This window comes from Streptomyces sp. V4I2 (genome assembly GCF_030817655.1).
Classification (GTDB): Bacteria; Actinomycetota; Actinomycetes; order Streptomycetales; family Streptomycetaceae; genus Streptomyces; species Streptomyces plumbiresistens.
This window is the reverse complement of sequence record NZ_JAUSZM010000003.1, coordinates 9,009,806-9,027,429: the sequence shown is the minus strand read 5'-3', so window position 1 is coordinate 9,027,429 and position 17,624 is coordinate 9,009,806. Positions and strand designations below refer to the sequence as shown.

General features: G+C 70.9%; 10 protein-coding genes. 7 read left to right on the top strand and 3 right to left on the bottom strand.

Features of this window, described 5'->3' with window-relative positions; genetic code table 11:
• Positions 1 to 131 precede the first annotated feature (131 nt).
• Complete coding sequence (locus QFZ76_RS42205; protein WP_307678615.1) at positions 132 to 887, top strand: TetR/AcrR family transcriptional regulator; 756 nt, start codon at positions 132 to 134, stop codon at positions 885 to 887.
• Positions 888 to 1,442: 555 nt separating this feature from the next.
• Complete coding sequence (locus QFZ76_RS42200) at positions 1,443 to 2,423, top strand: hypothetical protein (RefSeq protein WP_307678614.1); 981 nt, start codon at positions 1,443 to 1,445, stop codon at positions 2,421 to 2,423.
• A gap of 319 nt (positions 2,424 to 2,742) precedes the next feature.
• Here QFZ76_RS42200 and QFZ76_RS42195 read toward each other — a convergent pair whose 3' ends face one another.
• On the bottom strand, positions 2,743 to 3,309 hold the full coding sequence (locus QFZ76_RS42195) for a TetR/AcrR family transcriptional regulator (protein WP_307672523.1): 567 nt from the start codon (positions 3,307 to 3,309) through the stop codon (positions 2,743 to 2,745).
• Between the two features lie 75 nt (positions 3,310 to 3,384).
• Here QFZ76_RS42195 and QFZ76_RS42190 point away from each other — a divergent pair, with 75 nt between their 5' ends.
• From QFZ76_RS42190 to QFZ76_RS42180, 3 genes are all read left to right on the top strand, one after another.
• The gene (locus QFZ76_RS42190) at positions 3,385 to 3,711 is read left to right on the top strand and encodes a multidrug efflux SMR transporter (RefSeq protein WP_307672522.1); all 327 of its coding nucleotides are present in this window, start codon (positions 3,385 to 3,387) and stop codon (positions 3,709 to 3,711) included.
• A 51-nt stretch (positions 3,712 to 3,762) separates the two neighbouring features.
• Positions 3,763 to 4,188: a TIGR03618 family F420-dependent PPOX class oxidoreductase gene (locus QFZ76_RS42185; protein ID WP_307672521.1), complete on the top strand. Its 426-nt coding sequence runs from the start codon at positions 3,763 to 3,765 to the stop codon at positions 4,186 to 4,188.
• A 368-nt stretch (positions 4,189 to 4,556) separates the two neighbouring features.
• On the top strand, positions 4,557 to 5,792 hold the full coding sequence (locus QFZ76_RS42180; RefSeq protein WP_307679931.1) for an IS701 family transposase: 1,236 nt from the start codon (positions 4,557 to 4,559) through the stop codon (positions 5,790 to 5,792).
• Positions 5,793 to 5,836: 44 nt separating this feature from the next.
• On the opposite strand, the gene QFZ76_RS42175 is transcribed toward QFZ76_RS42180, so the two are convergent.
• Together QFZ76_RS42175 and QFZ76_RS42170 are read right to left on the bottom strand one after the other, a co-directional pair.
• On the bottom strand, positions 5,837 to 6,823 hold the full coding sequence (locus tag QFZ76_RS42175) for an aldo/keto reductase (protein ID WP_307678613.1): 987 nt from the start codon (positions 6,821 to 6,823) through the stop codon (positions 5,837 to 5,839).
• Between the two features lie 95 nt (positions 6,824 to 6,918).
• A complete protein-coding gene (locus QFZ76_RS42170) occupies positions 6,919 to 7,581 on the bottom strand; it encodes an NUDIX domain-containing protein (RefSeq protein ID WP_307678612.1) in 663 nt (220 codons plus the stop codon).
• A 196-nt stretch (positions 7,582 to 7,777) separates the two neighbouring features.
• Here QFZ76_RS42170 and QFZ76_RS42165 point away from each other — a divergent pair, with 196 nt between their 5' ends.
• Positions 7,778 to 16,081 carry a type I polyketide synthase gene (locus QFZ76_RS42165; protein WP_307678611.1) on the top strand — a complete coding sequence of 2,768 codons (8,304 nt, stop codon included), beginning with the start codon at positions 7,778 to 7,780 and terminating at the stop codon, positions 16,079 to 16,081.
• On the top strand, positions 16,078 to 17,589 hold the full coding sequence (locus QFZ76_RS42160) for a tryptophan 7-halogenase (protein WP_307678610.1): 1,512 nt from the start codon (positions 16,078 to 16,080) through the stop codon (positions 17,587 to 17,589). Before QFZ76_RS42165 ends, QFZ76_RS42160 begins: the two co-directional genes overlap by 4 nt.
• Positions 17,590 to 17,624 lie beyond the last annotated feature (35 nt).

Here is a 17,624-nt window from a genome sequence, read left to right as displayed (position 1 = left end):
CGGGGAACGGCAATGCCGCGACGCGCCGGGTAGGCGTATATTTACGACGTATACATACACTTTGCGCCCGTGACTGCGTAGAGTCAACACGAGCAGGACCACGACGTGGGCCAACCATCTGGAGGCGTGGAATGACCAAGGAGCGGGCCGAGGCACGAAGGAAGGGCCCGGAGGCCGGGGCCGGTCCGGCGCGCCGCGCCAGCGACCGCGGCCGCTACGGCCGCCTGAGCCGGGAGCGCGTGCTGGCCAGCGCGCTGGAGCTGGTGGACCGGGAGGGCCTGTCGGCGCTGAGCATGCGCCGGCTGGGGGCCGAGCTCGGTGTAGAGGCCATGGCGCTCTACCGGTACGCGGAGGGCAAGGACGCCCTGCTGGACGGCCTGGTCGAGGCCCTCTACCTGAAGCTGGAGGAACGTCTGGCCGCCGAACCAGACCCCGAAACGAAGGCCGAGGAACCCGGATGGCGCAGCGAGCTACACCGTGTCGCGCGGACGACGTACGATGTCTGCCTCGCCCACCCCCAGGCCGTCCCACTGCTCACCACGCGCATGCTGGCGGTCCCGCTCGCCCAGCGCCCCCTCGCCGTCCTGAAGGACCACGAGAGGGTGCTGACCCTGCTCGGTGAGGCCGGTCTGGACGCGGCCCGCACCTCCGACCTATTCCGTGCCTACACCGCGTGGCTCCTCGGCTATGTGTCAGCGGAACTGCGGCCCATGGTGGACAACCCGGAGGAGCCGGACCCCGGCTTCCGTCTCGGACTGCACCGCATGCCGCCCCACGAGTTGCCCAGGCTCCGGGAAACCGCCCCCGTACTCGAGGCACGGGGCGGTCCGGAGGGCCTGGCGGCCGGGCTGGACGCGCTGCTCGACCGCTTCATCGAAGCGGAGTGAGGGGGGCGGAGTCGAGTCTCCCGACGGCAACCACCGCGGGCGGCGGGTAGCCGCGTCGAGGTGGGCCCGCTCGGGGCGTCGGTGAGGTTCGGCAGTAGTCGCCCTTGACACTTGATCACTTACGTCGGTAACTGCCGTTTATGCAGGCGGATTTCGACTGACCGACGGCAGGCTTTCTGACGCTCGGTCATTTGAAGGCATCATCACCCCGCTGCAGGCCGAGTTATTGCCCAGCGGAACGAACCCGAAGCCGGTATCTCCGCCACATGCTCACAGTCCGCAAAGAAACGCCGCCAATAAAGATCAAGTCGGGGAAAGCCCCTGGGACACCCGGCCTGGCGCTTTAGAAGACTTGAGGTAGAGTGCCCCACTCGAGCGGTGCCGACCGCTATGATTGCTAGGCATGGAGTTCTTGATTTGTTCGGAGCACGGAGATCGCCGGCGGAGATATTCTCCAGTTCCAGCTCTATCCCCCGCAGGTCGATGTTGGCGCTAGCGTCAATCCCCCTTCTGGCCGCAGGGCTACGCCCTTCCCGCAGCAGCGGCAACGTTCTCGTGGCGGATTACCCCACGCCCCAGCTGGCGGCCAATGCCGCCGCCGGCAAGCACCTCGTCTTCCCGGCGGGCAAGACGTACACGGTCACTTCGCTGTCGATTCCGGCCAACTGCTACGTCGAGGGCAACGGTTCCACCCTGCGGTTCCCGGACAACTCCACCGAGTCGACCACTCACAGCGACGAGATCCTTATGGTGCGTGGATCGGGTGTCACGATCGACAACCTCAAGTTCGACGGGCGTGCCGCGAACCAGGGGTCCACCTGGTCCCAGTTCCGCCACTGCGTGCGGATCCAGGGAAACGTCAGCAATGTGATCGTCAAGAACTGCGAGTTCAGGAACATCATCGGCGACGGCGTCTATGTGAACATCGGGAGTTCCGCAAAGAGTTGCACCATCGGGCCGAACAACACGTTCACGTCCGACTACTTCAACCGGAACGGTGTCTCCATCATCACCGGTACGCAGATAGACGTGCACCACAACACCTTTACCAAGTGTTCGCGTTCCACGATGCCTGGACCCATCGACCTCGAGCCGAACACAGCCACAGACACCCTCTCCGACGTGTTCATTCACCACAACACGATCGTCGGCGGCTCGACGACCGGTACGGGCACGTTGCCCGGCATCGTTTACAGCGGATTCCAGAACGCGGCAGCCAACAACATCAATATCCATGACAACGACATCAGCGGAACCAGGTTCACGGACGGCATCCTGATCATCGGAATCAACGGCGGTCCGTTCAACGCCGCGAAGAACGTAAACGTCTTCAACAACAACATCCACGACATCGGAAGCGCGAACAGGTTCGGCGTCAGCATCAACTACTACATAGGCGCGAATGTGTACGACAACACGTTCAACGCCATGCAGTGGGCCATTTACAACTACAAGGGTGCTCTGGGAACTTCGACCGGCAACACGTTCATCGGCGTGGCAACAGACATCATCAATGACGATCCGCACCTTGCCTAGTACTCCAGCTGTAGATCGTGATCTTCATGGGTGATGGGTGGCCTGCCGTTCGTAGTGGCAGACCCGGGACCGGGACCGGGACCGGGCTTGACCGAGAGAAGACGCGATTCACCACATCGACCCAGACATCGCTGTGCTCCGTCGGGTGATGTGCGACACGGGTCCGCCAGCTGATGTGCGACACGGCTGGATCGGCTCCCTGCGCCGGCGGCCCGTCGAGGACGGGCGTGACGAGGGCCCGGACTGGCGGACCGCGGCCACGGGGGCCTTTGGCACACAGTCGGCGGGACCCGCTGTGGACGGATATCACCAGTGCTGGTCAGCCTCCCGCGAATGCGGCGATCGCGTCCGCCAGGTCGCTGACCACGCGCTTGCGGTGGGACTCATGGGGATCGAGCGGCAGGTCCAACTGCAGGCCCATGAACGCGGCGTCCAGCAGCGCCACCGCGCGCCCCGCCCGTTCCCGCGTGCAGCCCGCAGCGACCAGATGGTCGGCGAGGGCTTCCACCCAGCGCTCGTTGGCCTCGCGGACAACCGACACGTAGGGCTCACGCCCGAGTAGACCCAGGGCGGCGGCCTCGACGTACACCCGGTGGCAGTGGTCGGACTCGTCCGAGGTGCTGGCCCGCCACAGGTCCAGGACCGCCGTGCGCACGCTCTGGGACCGCGGCAGCGCCCGGACGGCCTCGACCGACCGGTCGTTGGAAATCCGGAGCACGGTGGCGACGAGGTCGTCCTTGCCTGCGAAGTGGTAGAGCAGCATCCGGTCGCTGGTGCCGATCGCTGCGGCGAGGGGTCGCAGGCTCAGGCCGATCAGGCCGTGGTCGAGCACGTAGTCGGTCGCCAGCGCGGCCAGCTCCTCACGTCGCGCGGTGTTTCGGACCATGACGCCTCCTCGTCCCGTTGAGCCCGATTGTAGCGACTGCTACAGTCGTAGCAGTCGCTACACAAGAGGTGCGTCATGGGTTTGGCCTGGGTGCTGCTGTTGTCGGCCATCGGCGTCGAGGTCGCCGCGACCGCATCGCTGCCACGCACCGACAGCTTCCGCGACCCCCTCTGGACCGGGCTGGTGCTACTTGGCTACGCACTGTCGTACTGGCTGCTGGTCATGGTGATCCAGAACATCCCGGTTTCGGTCGCCTACGCGATCTGGTCGGGCCTCGGCACCGCCGGCATTGCGGTCATCGGCGTGCTGTTCCTCCAAGAGCGCCTCGACCTGGCCAAGGTCGCAGGGATCGCGATGATCATCGTCGGCGTCGCGGTCCTGAACCTGCACGAGGCGCACTGAGACGGGCACGTGTCGAGACAGCAAGCCTGGACTCCTGAGAGGTACGAGATCATGAGCATGAGCGAAGCGGAACTGGAAGCATTCCTCGCCCAGACCTTCCCCACCCCACTTGGTGTCATTGCAACCTTGCGTCGTGACGGATCACCACACGTCATCCCGGTCTGGTTTCGGTGGGACTCAGGCGCCGTGACGATCTGGACGACCGAAACACGCGTCTGGGTGCGCAACCTGCTGCGTGACCCGAGGCTTGCTTTCTCCGTCCAGACCTTCGAGGAGCCCTACCCAGCAGTCATGATGCGCGGAGGCGCGACCGTCGCGACTGCAAATGACGCCGCCACGGTCGAGCAGGCTCGGGCGATCGCCCGCCGCTACCTCGCCCCCGAGGACGTTGAGGGCTACGTTGCCCGCTGGTCGGACCTACGCACCATCGTCACGATCATCCCAGACCACATCGTGTCCTGGTCGGCCGGAGGCTGAGGCCTTATGAGCGAGGACCAGAAAGCTCCGCGTTCGCGAGACGACGATGACGGCTCTGCTCACCCTGGCCAGCGCGTTCACCTGCTACAAGATCCTGAACCGCCCGGGCCGGTTCTGAGTCGACCGACGGCGGTGCGTAGGTGGTCCCCGGGCTACAGGCAAGCCCAGTCCGTGGAATCGAAGGCCGCCGCCACGGACCGCATCAAGCTCCTGGAATTCCAGCTTAGATCGTGATCTTGCTGGTCGGAGCCGGTCCTGGAACGGCTACGGCCACCGGTGATCATCGGTGTGTGAAGACAGAAGATCAGAAGGTGGCCGCAGGTCACAGCATAGATCCTGCCCGCTGGCAGGACACGTTCGAGGTCCTGATGGGCCGTATTGCGGGGCGGTTTGCCCGGGTGGAACCGCGGCGGCGGGCACGGGAGTTCGTGCTCGGGCTCCTGTCGGACCTGCCACGCAAGAATTGCTGGACGCTGGCCGAGCACGCCGGGGATGCGACCCCGCACGGCCTGCAGCATCTCCTGTCGAGGGCGAAGTGGGATGCCGACGCGGTCCGTGACGACCTGCGCGGCTTCGTCGTCGAGGAACTGCACGACAAAGACGCCGTGTTGGTGGTCGATGAGACCGGGGACCTGAAGAAGGGCACGGCCACGGTGGGCGTGCAACGCCAGTACACCGGCACCGCCGGACGCATCGAGAACAGCCAGGTCGCCGTCTACCTCGCCTATTCCAGCCCGCGCGGCCACGCGGCGATCGACCGGGAACTGTATGTGCCGCGCTCGTGGACGCAGGATGCGACCCGCTGCCGGCTGGCCGGGATCCCCGAGGAGGTCGGCTTCGCCACGAAGCCTCAACTCGCCGCACGCATGATCAACCGGACCCTGGATGCCGGGATCCAGGCGCCCTGGGTGGCCGCTGACGAGGTCTACGGAGGCAATCCGCAACTGCGGGGCGCGCTGGAAGACCGCCAGGTCGGCTACGTCCTCGCGGTCGCCTGCGATCACCGGATCGCCACCCGGGCGGGCAAGGTACGGGCCGATGCCCTGGTCAAGAAGCTGCCGAAACGAGCCTGGCAGAAGCTCTCCGCAGGCGCCGGCGCCAAGGGGCACCGCTTCTACGACTGGGCCCTGGCCGACGTCGCCGACGACCGTCCCGGTCATCGCTATCTGCTCGTTCGCCGCAACCGTAGCAGCGGCGAACTCGCCTTCTACCGCTGCTACTCGGCCGACCCTGTTCCGCTGACCACGCTGGTGCGGGTGGCCGGGCGCAGATGGACCGTCGAGGAGACGTTCCAGACCGCCAAGGGCCTGGCCGGGCTGGACGAACACCAGGTCAGGCGTTGGACGTCCTGGCACCGCTGGGTCACCCTCACGATGCTCGCCCATGCCTTTCTGGCCGCGACCACCGCCCACGAACGCGGCCGCCATCCGGCCCCGGACGGGTTGATCCCGTTGACCTGCAACGAGATCCAGCACCTGTTCACCGCACTCATCACCGCCGTCCCACCAGCCGCACATCGCCTCGGCTGGTCCGACTGGCGACGACGCCATCAGGCCCGGTCCCGGGCCTGCCACTACGAACGGCAGGCCACCCATCACCCATGAAGATCACGATCTACAGCTGGAGTACTAGCTGAGGCAGGCCGGCCTCAGTGCACCCCGTCCAACCGCCCCCGCTGCTCCCCCGTCAGCTCGAGCTCCACCGCCGCCAGGTTCTCCTCCAGCTGGGCCAGGGACGACGCGCCCGCGAGAGGGATGACCGGCAGTTCGCCCCCGATCTGCCAGGCCAGCACCACCTGGTTGACGGTCGCGCCGGTTTCCCGGGCCACCTCGCGCAGGGTCGCGAGCCGGGGCGGGGTGCCCGGGTGGTCGTAGCCAGGGAGCAAGGGGCGGTCGGGGTGGGCGTACGTGCCCTTCAGCAGGGGTGAATAGGCGACCAACGTCAGGGCGGGCTCGGCCCTGACGTAGCCGAACAGGTCCGGGCCTGCGGCGGCCAGGCTGCCGTCGGGGAAGAGGTCGCCGGGCACGTCGGTCCGGGGCCGGAGGTAGCTGTGCTCGTACTGGAGCACCTCGTACCCGGGCAGGCCCGCGGCGACCGCCAGCGCGCGGGCCCGTTCCACTCGCCAGACGGCGTGGTTGCTGACGCCGAGCAGGCCGACCGTGTCCTCCTCGACCAGGGAGGCGAAGCCTTCGACGGTCTCCTCCAGGGGGACGGTGTGGTCCTCGATGTGGGCGTAGAGCAGGTCCAGCTTCTCGACGCCGAGGCGCTCGCGGCTGCGTTCGGCCGACTCGCGGATCACCTTCGCCGACAAGCCCTCCGCGTTGTCTACGTAGCTCGTGCCGGGGGCCAGGGGGCGGGCGCCGAGCTTGGTGGCGATGACGATCTCGTCGCCGATGCCGCGGCTGCGCCGCCAGCGGCCGAGGAGTTCCTCGCTCTGGCCGCCCTGGCTGCCGTCGACCCAGAAGGCGTAGTTGTCGGACGTGTCGATGAAGTTCCCGCCGGCCTCGACGTAGCGGTCGAGCACGGCGAAGGAGGTCTCCTCGTCGGTCCGGGAGCCGAAGAGCATCGCGCCGAGCGCCAGCACGCTGACCTCACGGCGGGTGTTCGGGTCACTACCGATGGTGCGGTACTTCATGGTGTCCTCCCGTTCGTGCGCCCGCCTTCGGGCGGCACGAACGGGAGTCTTCATCTTCGTGCGCACTTCAAGTCAAGGGCTCGGTCCTACCGGGCCTACTTGCTGAACAGCCCCTCCAGTGCCGCCCACTGCAGCAGCATGATCGTCTTCGCGTCGGCGATCTCTCCCGTGCGGATCATCTCCAGGGCCCGGCGGAAGGGCAGTTCGAGGATCTCGATGTCCTCGCCCTCCTCGTCCAGGCCGCCACCCTCGTGGGTGTGGGTCGAGGGGCCGTAGCTGGCGGCGTAGAAGCTGACGCGTTCGGTGACCGAGCCCGGGCTCATGTAGACGTCGAAGACGTGCTGGACGTCGCCGATGGTGTGGCCGGTCTCCTCGACGACCTCGCGGCGTACGGCGATCTCGGGGTGCTCGTCCTCGTCGTCGAGCAGTCCGCCCGGGGTCTCGACCAGCAGGCCGTCGGGGTGGCCGTTGACGTAGACCGGGAAGCGGAACTGGCGGGTGAGCAGCACGGTTTCACGTTCGGCGTCGTACAGCAGCATGGTGGCCCCGTTGCCGCGGTCGTGTGTCTCGCGTTCCTGGGTGCTCCAGGTGCCGTCGGCGTGCTGGAAGTCGAACGTCGTGGTGCGCTCGACGTACCAGTAGCTGGACAGGAGGGTCACGTCCCGCACCCTGACCCGCGGGTTGCCGGTGAGGTCCCTGCCGGTGCGGTCGAGTCCGGTGCGGCCCCGGCGGTCGGGGGTGTCGATTCCGGCGGTCATCGGACGCCCGCCGAGGAGGAGGGAGAGTGCAAGTTGGTCATGCCTGCTTTTACCATCCGGCACCGCCGGGACGTTCCGCAACGCCGGTCGCCCGAATCCTCGATCATCCGCTTGGCCTGCCCGTAGGCTCAACCACGTTGATCTGCAAGGGGTTTGACATCGGCCGTGCTGCAACGCGTGCCGGAGGGGCGGGTACATGACGCGCGACGAGCTGATCCGGCCGCTGCCGGAGCTGCTGAAGGACCACGCCGAGAAGTGGCCGTTACGGGTGGCGTACGTCGACGACGTACGCGGTGTCACCTATGCCGAGCTGGAGCGGCGCACCGGCCGGCTGGCCGCCCATCTCGCCCGGGCGGGAGTGCGGCGCGGGGACCGGGTCGCGATCTGTCTGGGCAACTGCGTGGAGATGGTGGAGAGCGTGCTCGCCACCGTCCGGGCGGGGTCGGTCGGCGTGCCGCTCAATCCTCGGTCCTCCGACGCCGAGCTCGGCCATTTCCTGGCGGACAGCGGGGCTTCGGTGGTCGTCACCGACCCGGCGCACCTCGCCCGACTGGACCGCGTGGCCCCTGGGCATCGCCGTACGCGTGTCCTGCTCACCGGCGCGGGACCGGTCCCGGAGGACGCTCCCGAGGGCACGGTCCTCTTCGCGGACGCGGCCGAGACCGAGCAGTCCGAAGCGCCCCGGGACGACCTCGGGCTCGACGAGCCGGCCTGGATGCTCTACACCTCCGGGACCACCCACCGCCCCAAGGGCGTGCTGTCCACGCAGCGCGCGGCCCTGTGGTCGGTGGCGGCCTGTTACGCCCCGATCTTCGGGCTCTCGCCCGAGGACCGGCTGTTGTGGCCGCTCCCGCTGTTCCACAGCTTCGGGCACTCGCTGGCGATCCTGGGGGTCACCGCCGTCGGCGCGAGCGCCCGGATCACCGGCGAACTCCTGCCGCCCGGCGGCCTGTTGCGGGAGCTGCGGACTCCTCACGCAGCTCTTGGCGGCTCCTACACCGTGCTGGCCGGTGTGCCCGCCGTCTACCACCAGCTCGTGTCGTCGGCGGCCGAGGACACCTCGCCCCTGCCTGGTCTGCGAACGTGTGTCGTGGCGGGCGCCCCGAGCGCGCCGGACCTGCGGCGGGCCGTGGGGGACCTGCTGGGGGCGCCGCTGCTCGACGCGTACGGCAGCACCGAGACCTGCGGCATGATCGCGGTGAACCGGCCGGACGGGCCGCGGGTCGACGGGTCCTGCGGGCCGCCGGTCCCGGGAATGGACGTACGGCTCGTCGATCCCGGCTCTGGCAACGATGTCGCGGACGGCGACGAGGGCGAGATCTGGGCGCGCGGGCCGAGCCTGATGACCGGGTACCACAACCAGGCCGAGGCGACGGAGGCCGCGCTGCGGGACGGCTGGTACCGCACCGGTGACCTCGGCCGGCGCGTCGAGCACGGCCATCTCACGCTGACCGGCCGGGTCAGCGAGCTGATCATCCGCGGCGGCGAGAACATCCACCCGACGGAGGTCGAGCAGGCCCTGCTGGGCTGTCCCGGTGTGCGGGACGCGGTGGTGGTGGGCATGCCGCACGACGTCCTCGGCGAGGTGCCGGTGGCCTACGTCGTGCCGGGACCGGACGGGTTCGAGCCGCGGCGGGTGCTGGCCGCGTGCCGCGCCCGGTTGGCCGACTACAAGCTGCCCGTCGAGATCCGCGAGATCGCGGCCGTTCCGCGTACGGCGTCCGGCAAGATAGCCCGCCACGCGGTCCTGCCGGATCTGACCCGGCCGGCTCCGCTCTCCCCGACGGCAGCGACAGCGACAGCCGCCGACGGAGTCCTGCGCCGGCGGCTGCTGTCCCTGCCGCCCGAGGGCCGGGAACGCGCGCTGCGCGAGGCGGTGCTCGCGGAAACGGCCGCGGTCTGCGGCGGACCGTACGAACGGGTCGGCAGCGGAACGTACGAACAGGTCGACGCCAACAGCCCCTTCAGCGATCTCGGGCTGACCTCCGCCGGCGCTGTCACGCTGATCGAACGGCTCGGCGAGGCGACCGGCCTGCGGCTCCCCTCGACGCTGGTCTTCGACCACCCCACCCCGGCGGCCCTGGCCGAGCACGTGCACAGCACCCTCTTCACGCCGGTGTTCACCGGCCCGGCGCCCTCGGCCGCAGAAGCGCGCACGGACGATCCCGTGGTGATCGTCGCCATGGGCTGCCGCTATCCCGGTGACGTGCACTCCCCCGAGGACCTCTGGCGGCTGGTGTCGGAGGGCCGGGACGCGATCTCCGGCTTCCCCACCGACCGGGGCTGGGACCTGGCCGCCCTGTACGACCCCGACCCGGACCGCATCGGTACCTCGTACACCCGCAGCGGCGGATTCCTGCACCGGGCCGCGGAGTTCGACGCGGGACTGTTCGGGATCTCGCCGCGCGAGGCGCTGGCGATGGACCCGCAGCAGCGGCTGCTGCTGGAAACCTCGTGGGAGGTCTGGGAGCGGGCAGGCATTGCCCCGGCGGCGATGCGTGAGAGCGACACGGGCGTGTTCGTCGGTGTGATGCACGGCGACTACTCCGCCCGCCTGACCCGGAGCGAGCTGGAGGCCCATCTGGCGCTGGGCTCGGCCGGCAGCGTGGCCTCGGGCCGGATCTCGTACGTGTACGGCCTGCGCGGGCCGTCGATCACGGTCGACACCGCGTGCTCCTCCTCGCTGGTGGCGCTGCACTGGGCGGCGAAGGCCCTGCGTTCCGGGGAGTGCTCGCTGGCCCTCGCCGGCGGGATCACGGTGATGGCGACACCCAAGGCGTTCACCGCGTTCAGCCGCCAGCGCGGCCTCTCCCCCGACGGCCGCTGCAAGTCGTTCGCGGCCTCGGCGGACGGCACGGCCTGGGGCGAGGGCGCGGGACTGGTCCTGCTGGAGCGGCTGTCCGACGCCCGGCGCAACGGCCACCCGGTGCTCGCCGTGCTGCGCGGCTCCGCCGTCAACTCGGACGGCGCGTCCAACGGCCTCACGGCCCCCAACGGCCAGGCCCAACAGCGGCTGATCACCCTGGCGTTGGCCGACGCGGGGCTCCGCCCGGACGACCTGGACGCGGTGGAGGCGCACGGCACGGGCACCACGCTCGGCGACCCCGTCGAGGCGCGGGCCCTGCTCGCCACCTACGGCAAGGAACGGGCCGCGGACCGGCCTCCGCTGTGGCTGGGCTCGGTCAAGTCCAACCTCGGGCACACCCAGGCGGCCGCCGGTGTCGCCGGGGTCATCAAGATGGTGCAGGCCATGCGGCACGAGGAACTCCCGCGCACGCTGCACGCACAGACACCCACCCCGCACGTCGACTGGTCGGCGGGCCGGGTGGAACTGCTGACCGAGGCCCGCCCGTGGCCCGCCACGGACACCGGGCCGCGCCGGGCCGGCGTGTCCGCCTTCGGCATCGGCGGGACCAACGCGCACGTGATCCTGGAGGAGGCTCCACGGCCACCCCACACGCGCGAGGCTCCACGGCCACCCCGTACGGGCGAGATTCCGCGCCCGCCCAGTACAGGCGAGGCTCCACGGCCACCCCACACGGGCGAGGCCCCACAGCCACCCCACACGGGCGAGGCCCCACGGCCACCCCGCTCGGGATCGACCGCTGAAGAGCTGCCCCTGCCCTGGCTGCTCTCCGGCGCCGACGAGAGCGCTCTACGGGCCCAAGCCGACCGCCTGGCAGCCCACTTGGCGAAACACCCCGACCTGTCCGCGACCGACGTCGGCTTCACCCTCGCCGTGTCGAGGTCGCCGCTGCCCCACCGGGCGCTGGTGCCGCCCGGCGACCGGGCGAGGATGCTCGCCGCGCTGGAGGCGCTCGCCGAGGGCACGGGCGAGGGGCGGGCCGTCGCGGATCCAGGTCTCCGTACGGCCTTCCTGTTCACCGGCCAGGGAGCTCAACGGGTGCGGATGGGCGCGAAGTTGCGCGCCGCGTTCCCCGCCTTCGGCTCGGCCTTCGACGAGGTCTGCAGCGAATTGGACGGGCGTCTCCAGCGACCGCTGGGCACCGTGCTGTCCGCCGAGCCCGGTTCGCCGGAGGCCGCCCTGCTCGACCGTACCGACTTCACCCAGGCCGGTCTGTTCGCCTTCGAGGTGGCGCTGTTCCGGCTGCTGGAGTCCTGGGACGTGCGCGCCGACTTCCTGGCCGGCCACTCCGTCGGGGAGTTGGCGGCGGCCCATGCCGCCGGAGTGCTGGACCTGGCCGACGCGGCGGAACTCGTCGCGGCCCGGGGCCGGTTGATGCACGCCCTGCCCGAGGGTGGGGCGATGGTGGCGCTGCACGCGACGGAGGAGGAGGTCCTCGCCGCAGCCGCACTACCGGAGTTCGGCGGCCTGCGCGACCGGGTGGCGGTCGCCTCCGTCAACGGGCCGCGTTCCGTGGTGATCTCGGGCGTGCGGGACGCGGTGCTCGCCGTCGCGGCCGGGTTCGAGGCGCGCGGTCGAAGGACCGTACGTCTGCGGGTCGGCCATGCCTTCCACTCGCCGCTGGTGGAACCGATGCTCGACGACTTCCGCCGTGTCGCCGAGGGGCTGTCCTTCCGGCCGCCGCGGATCCCGGTGGTCTCGGCCGTGTCGGGCCGCCTGGCCGAGCCCGGCGAGCTGTGTTCGCCGGAGTACTGGGTACGGCACGCCCGCCTGCCGGTGCGGTTCGCCGACGCCGTGCGATGGCTCGGGGATCATGGGGTGTCGGCGTTCCTGGAGGTCGGCCCCGGTCCCGCGCTCACCGCCGCGGCCGAGGACTGCCTGACCGGGTCGGACGACGAGGGCCCGGCCCCCCTGTGCGCCGCGGCGACACGTGGCGGCGAGCACGAGCCCAAGACGCTGCTGTCCGCCGTGGCCCGGCTGCAGGTGCGCGGGGCGCGCGTCGACTGGCCCGCGGTGTTCGCGGGCACCGGTGCGCGGCGGGTGGACCTGCCGACGTACGCCTTCCAGCGCCGGCGGTACTGGCTGGACGCACCGCGCACCCCCGGCCCCGCCGCGAACCCCGACGAACACCCGCTGCTGGGCCCGGCGTTCGCCGTGCCGGACACCGACCGGACGGTGTTCCCCGGTCTGCTCTCCGCCGCGACCCACCCATGGCTCGCCGACCATGTGATCGGCGGTACCGGCCTGGTCCCGGCGACCGCGTTCGTGGAGATGGCCGTACGGGCGGGCGACGAGGTCGGCTGCGGCGCGCTCGACGAACTCGTCGTCCTGGCCCCGCTGATCCTGCCCGCGGCCACGGGCGTACGCGTCCAGGTCGTCGTGGGCGCGGCCGACGAAGGCCGGCGCCCGGTCGACATCTACGCCCGGCCCGCCGCGGACGACGCCGAACCCGCCTGGACCCGGCACGCCACCGGGGTACTCGGCGGGACGGAGACCCCTCAGCCGGAGCCGGAGCTCGCGGTGTGGCCGCCACAGGGCGCGACCGAGGTCGACCTCGACGGCGCGTACGACAGGCTCGCGGACGGCGGCCTCGCCTACGGCCCGGCCTTCCGGGGCGTACGGGCGGTCTGGCGGCGCGGCAACGAACTGTTCGCCGAAGTCCGCCTGGCGGATGCGGAGTTGGCGTCCGCCGGCCGGTTCGGCCTGCACCCGGCGCTGCTGGACGCGGCACTGCACGCCCCGCTGCTCGCGGGCTCCGCATCCGAGTCCGACGCGCTCCGGGTGCCGTTCGCGTGGAACGGCGTACGCCTGTACGCGGCGGGCGCGACGGAGGTACGCGTACGGGTCGTCCCGGGCGGGACGGACACGGTCTCCGTGACTGTCGCCGACCCGACCGGGCGCCCGGTGGCGCGGGTGGGCTCCCTGGTCACCCGGGAGCTTCCGGCCGACACGGCCCTGCCGGCGGCCGAGGTGGTACGACGCGCCCTGCTGCGCCCCGAGTGGAGCAGCGTCGAGCCGCCCGGCGGTGAGCGGCATCGGGTGGACACCGGGTGCTGGGAGCTCGCGGGCCCGGACGACCTTGATCTCGGCGGGCTGCTTCCCGACCCCGTAGGTGCCGGGGCTCCCGAGCCGGACACCATCGTCGTCACGGCTGTCGGCGGCCCGGTGACGGATGCCGACCCATTGGCCGCCGTCCATCTGCTGACCGGCAGGGTGCTCCGTACCCTCCAGGACTGGCAGGACGACCCGCGGACGGCGGGATCCCGCCTGGTGGTGGTGACGCGCGACGCCACCGCACCGGATCCGGATCCGGCCGGGGCGGCCGTATGGGGGCTGGTGCGTGCCGCACAGGCGGAGCTGCCCGGACGCGTCGTGCTCGTCGACGTGGACGGTCGGCCCGAGTCGCTGCGGCTGCTGCCGGCGGCGGTGGCCACCGGAGAGACTCAAGTCTCGGTACGAAGTGGGCAGTTGTCGATGCCGCGTCTCGTCGGGCTCGGTGAACTCCCCACCTCGAGCGGTGCCTTCGGCCCGGACGGCACGGTCCTGATCACCGGTGGTACCGGGGCGCTGGGCGCGGAACTCGCCCGCCATCTCGTCGCCTCGCACGGCGTACGGCACCTGCTGCTCACCGGGCGTCAGGGGCCCCAGGCGCCGAACGCCGAGGAACTGCGCCGCGGCTTGGAGGAGTTGGGCGCCGAGGTGCGGATCGTGGCCTGTGACGCGGGTGATCGCGCCGCGCTGGCCGAGGTGATCAAGGGCTGTGCGCCCGCGCTGACCGCCGTGGTCCATGCCGCCGGTGTACTGGACGACGGCGTGCTGGCGGCACTGACTCCCGAGCGGATGGCCGCGGTGCTCCGGCCCAAGGCGGACGCGGCCTGGCATCTGCACGAGCTGACCCGGGATCTGGATCTGTCGGCGTTCGTCCTGTTCTCCTCCGTGTCCGGCCTGCTCGGTCGCGCCGGTCAGGGCAACTACGCGGCGGCGAACTCCTTCCTGGACGCCCTGGCCCACCACCGCACCCGACGGGGACTGCCTGCCGTGTCCTTGGCGTGGGGGCCGTGGGAGCACGGGGGCGGCATGGCCGGTGCGGGCGCCACGAGCCGACGTACCGGTGACGTGCTCCGGGCGGTCTCCGTGCAGCAGGGCCTGGCCCTGTTCGACGCGGCACTCGGCGCGGGCGAGCCCGTGCTGGCGCCGATCCTGCTGGACCGGGACGCCCTCCGGTCCGCCCGAGGGCCCCTGCCGCCGCTCCTGCACGGACTACTGCGCCCGCGCAGGCCTGCCGCCGGCACCGGAGACGCCGGCACCGGGGATGCCGGCACCGGTTCCGCGCCCGGTACGGAACAGACCTGGGAGCCGGGAGCCTGGCGCAAGGTGCTGTCCGAGCTGCCCGCCGCCCAACGGGAGGAAACACTCGCGGAGTTGATGAGCGCCGACGTGGCGGCGGTGCTCGGATACCCGAGCGCGGACGCGCTTCCGGCCGGCAAGTCCTTCGCCGAGCTGGGCTTCGACTCACTGATGGCGGTCCAGGTCCGCAACCGGCTGAGCATGGCCCTGCGGCTCAGGCTGTCCGCCGCCGTGGTGTTCGAGCACCCGACGGCCCAGGGACTGGCCCGCCACGTACTGGGTCTGCTCGACGACCTGCCCGAGGCCGACCCGGACCCGAACCAGGACCCGGATCCGGACCGCGCATCGGCGGACGACCGACCCCCGCAGACCCTCTCCTCGCTCTACCGGCGGGTCTGCGAGGCCGGTCAGGTGGTCGCCGCGATGCACATGCTGGTCACGGCGTCCTGGGCGGTGCCGACCTTCGACCGGGCCGACAGCCGGGAGCACGCCCTGCCTCCGCTGCGGCGCGCCGAGGGCTCCGGGGAGCGTCCGGTGCTGGTCTTCTTCACCGGGTACCACCCGCCCTTCGCGGCCCCGGGTGGTGAATTCGCCCGGTTCCACGCTCACTTCCAGGGCGAGCGGGACGTCCTCGAACTCCCGCACCCGGGCATCGGGGCGGGCCCTGCCGTACCGGCCGACCGGGACACGCTCGCCAGGACCCACGCGGAGTCGGTGCTGCGGCACGTCGGCGACCGGCCCTTCGCGGTCGTGGGCGTGTGCACCGGGGGCGCCGTCGCCCACACGGTGACCCGGCGACTCGAAGCCATGGGGAGGGCTCCCGTCGGTCAGGTGCTGCTCGACACGTACCTCATCAACGACGGCAACAGCGACAAGGACTGGCTGCTGTCCCTGCCGGCCGTCATCGCGCCGCGCCTGGGCGGCAACCAGTTCACCGGGGACGAGGACACCGGGGTGGCGGCGCTGGGCGCGTACACCCGCATGTTCCTCGACTGGGATCCGGAACCGGTCGGCACCCCGACCCTGCTGGTACGGGCCACGCAGCCGACGCCCGAGATGGTGGCGAGCGCGGACCCCGACGAGTGGCGGACGTCCTGGCCGCTGCCGCACGCCCACGTCGACGTTCCCGGCGACCACTTCTCGTTCATGCAGGACCACACCCCGACCACGGCGGCGGCCGTCCGCACCTGGATCGACTCGCTCGACCGCACGGACGCTCCGCCGACACCGACACCGACACCGACGCCGACACCGACACCGACACCGACCGCAGAAGGAGAACAGTGAACCCCACCGATGAGCGGACGGCGGTCGAGGAGTTCGACGTCGTCGTCGTGGGCGGCGGCCCGGCCGGGTCGACCGCCGCCACGGCCGTCGCCCTGCGGGGCCACCGTGTCCTGCTGCTGGAGCAGCAGACGTTCCCCCGCTACCAGATCGGCGAGTCGCTGCTCCCGTCCACCGTGCACGGGGTGTGCCGGATCCTGGGCGTCGAGGAGGAGGTCGCGCGGGCGGGCTTCAAGACGAAGCGCGGCGGAACCTTCCGCTGGGGCCGGAACCCGGAGCCGTGGCAGTTCTCCTTCGCGCTGTCTCCCCGGCTCGCCGACCCGACCTCCTTCGCCTACCAAGTCGAGCGGTCCCGGTTCGACAAGATCCTCCTGGACAACGCCCGCCGCGTCGGCGTGGACGTACGGGAGGGCTGCCGTGTCAAGGGCGTGCTCGCCGACGAGGAACGTGTCCGGGGCGTGAACTGGACCGGCCCGTCCGGGGAGATCCGCGAGGCCCGGGCCCGTTACGTCGTGGACGCCTCCGGCAACGGCAGCCGGATCCACGGCGAGGTCGGCGGCAGCCGGACATACTCCGACTTCTTCCGGAACATCGCGGTGTTCGGCTACTTCGCCGGAGGCGCGCGGCTCCCCGAACCGAACGACGGCAACATCTTCTGCGCCGCCTTCGACGAGGGCTGGCTCTGGTACATCCCGCTCCGGGACGACCTCACGAGCGTCGGAGCGGTGGTGAGCCGGGAGAGCGCCGCCGCGATCCAGCGGGACCCGGTGACGGCCTGGCGCCGGCTGATCGACTCGTGCCCAGAGGTCCGCGATCTCCTCCCCGGCGTCCCGCAGGCCACCGAGGCGCCCTACGACCAGGTGCGCGTCCGCAAGGACTGGTCGTACTGGAAGACCCGGCTGTGGCGGCCCGGCATGGTGCTGGTCGGCGACGCGGCCTGCTTCGTCGACCCGGTCCTGTCCTCCGGAGTGCACCTCGCCACGTACGGCGCCCTGCTCGCGGCCCGCTCCGTCAACAGCGGCCTCGCCGGGGCGCCGGACGAGAGCCGCCTCTTCGACGAGTTCGAGGCCCGTTACCGGCACGAGTACGGCCTGTTCCACGAGTTCCTGGTCTCCTTCTACGACATGCACCAGGACGAGCGGTCGTACTTCTGGAAGGCGCGCAAGGTCACCCACGTCGACACCACCGAAATGGAGGCGTTCGTCGAGCTGGTGGGCGGTCTCGCCTCCGGCGACGCGTCCCTCGGCGGGCCCGGGCAGTCCGGGCAGGCGGGCGCCCGGCTCGCGGCCGCTTCCTCGGAACTCGACGAGGCCGTGGGCCGGCTCCCGGACTCCGACGGCCTGCGCAATCCGCTCTTCGAGGCCGCCACGATCCGCCAGGTGTTCCAGGAGGGCGCGGTTCTGCAGGAACGGGGCGTCTTCGGCGGCCCGTTGGAGGACGAGACGCCGCAACGCCCCGGTGGTCTCGTGGCCTCGGAGGACGGGCTCACGTGGGTAGATCCCGGCCGCTGAGGCTCCAGAGGGCGGGACTTGCGCCGGTTCCGGGA

Coding starts and splice junctions, on each gene's coding strand:
- QFZ76_RS42205 (WP_307678615.1), top strand. CDS start 132: ATGACCAAGGAGCGGGCCGAGGCACGAAGGAAGGGCCCGGAGGCCGGG.
- QFZ76_RS42195 (WP_307672523.1), bottom strand. CDS start 3,309: ATGGTCCGAAACACCGCGCGACGTGAGGAGCTGGCCGCGCTGGCGACC.
- QFZ76_RS42190 (WP_307672522.1), top strand. CDS start 3,385: ATGGGTTTGGCCTGGGTGCTGCTGTTGTCGGCCATCGGCGTCGAGGTC.
- QFZ76_RS42185 (WP_307672521.1), top strand. CDS start 3,763: ATGAGCATGAGCGAAGCGGAACTGGAAGCATTCCTCGCCCAGACCTTC.
- QFZ76_RS42180 (WP_307679931.1), top strand. CDS start 4,557: ATGGGCCGTATTGCGGGGCGGTTTGCCCGGGTGGAACCGCGGCGGCGG.
- QFZ76_RS42175 (WP_307678613.1), bottom strand. CDS start 6,823: ATGAAGTACCGCACCATCGGTAGTGACCCGAACACCCGCCGTGAGGTC.
- QFZ76_RS42170 (WP_307678612.1), bottom strand. CDS start 7,581: ATGACCGCCGGAATCGACACCCCCGACCGCCGGGGCCGCACCGGACTC.
- QFZ76_RS42165 (WP_307678611.1), top strand. CDS start 7,778: ATGACGCGCGACGAGCTGATCCGGCCGCTGCCGGAGCTGCTGAAGGAC.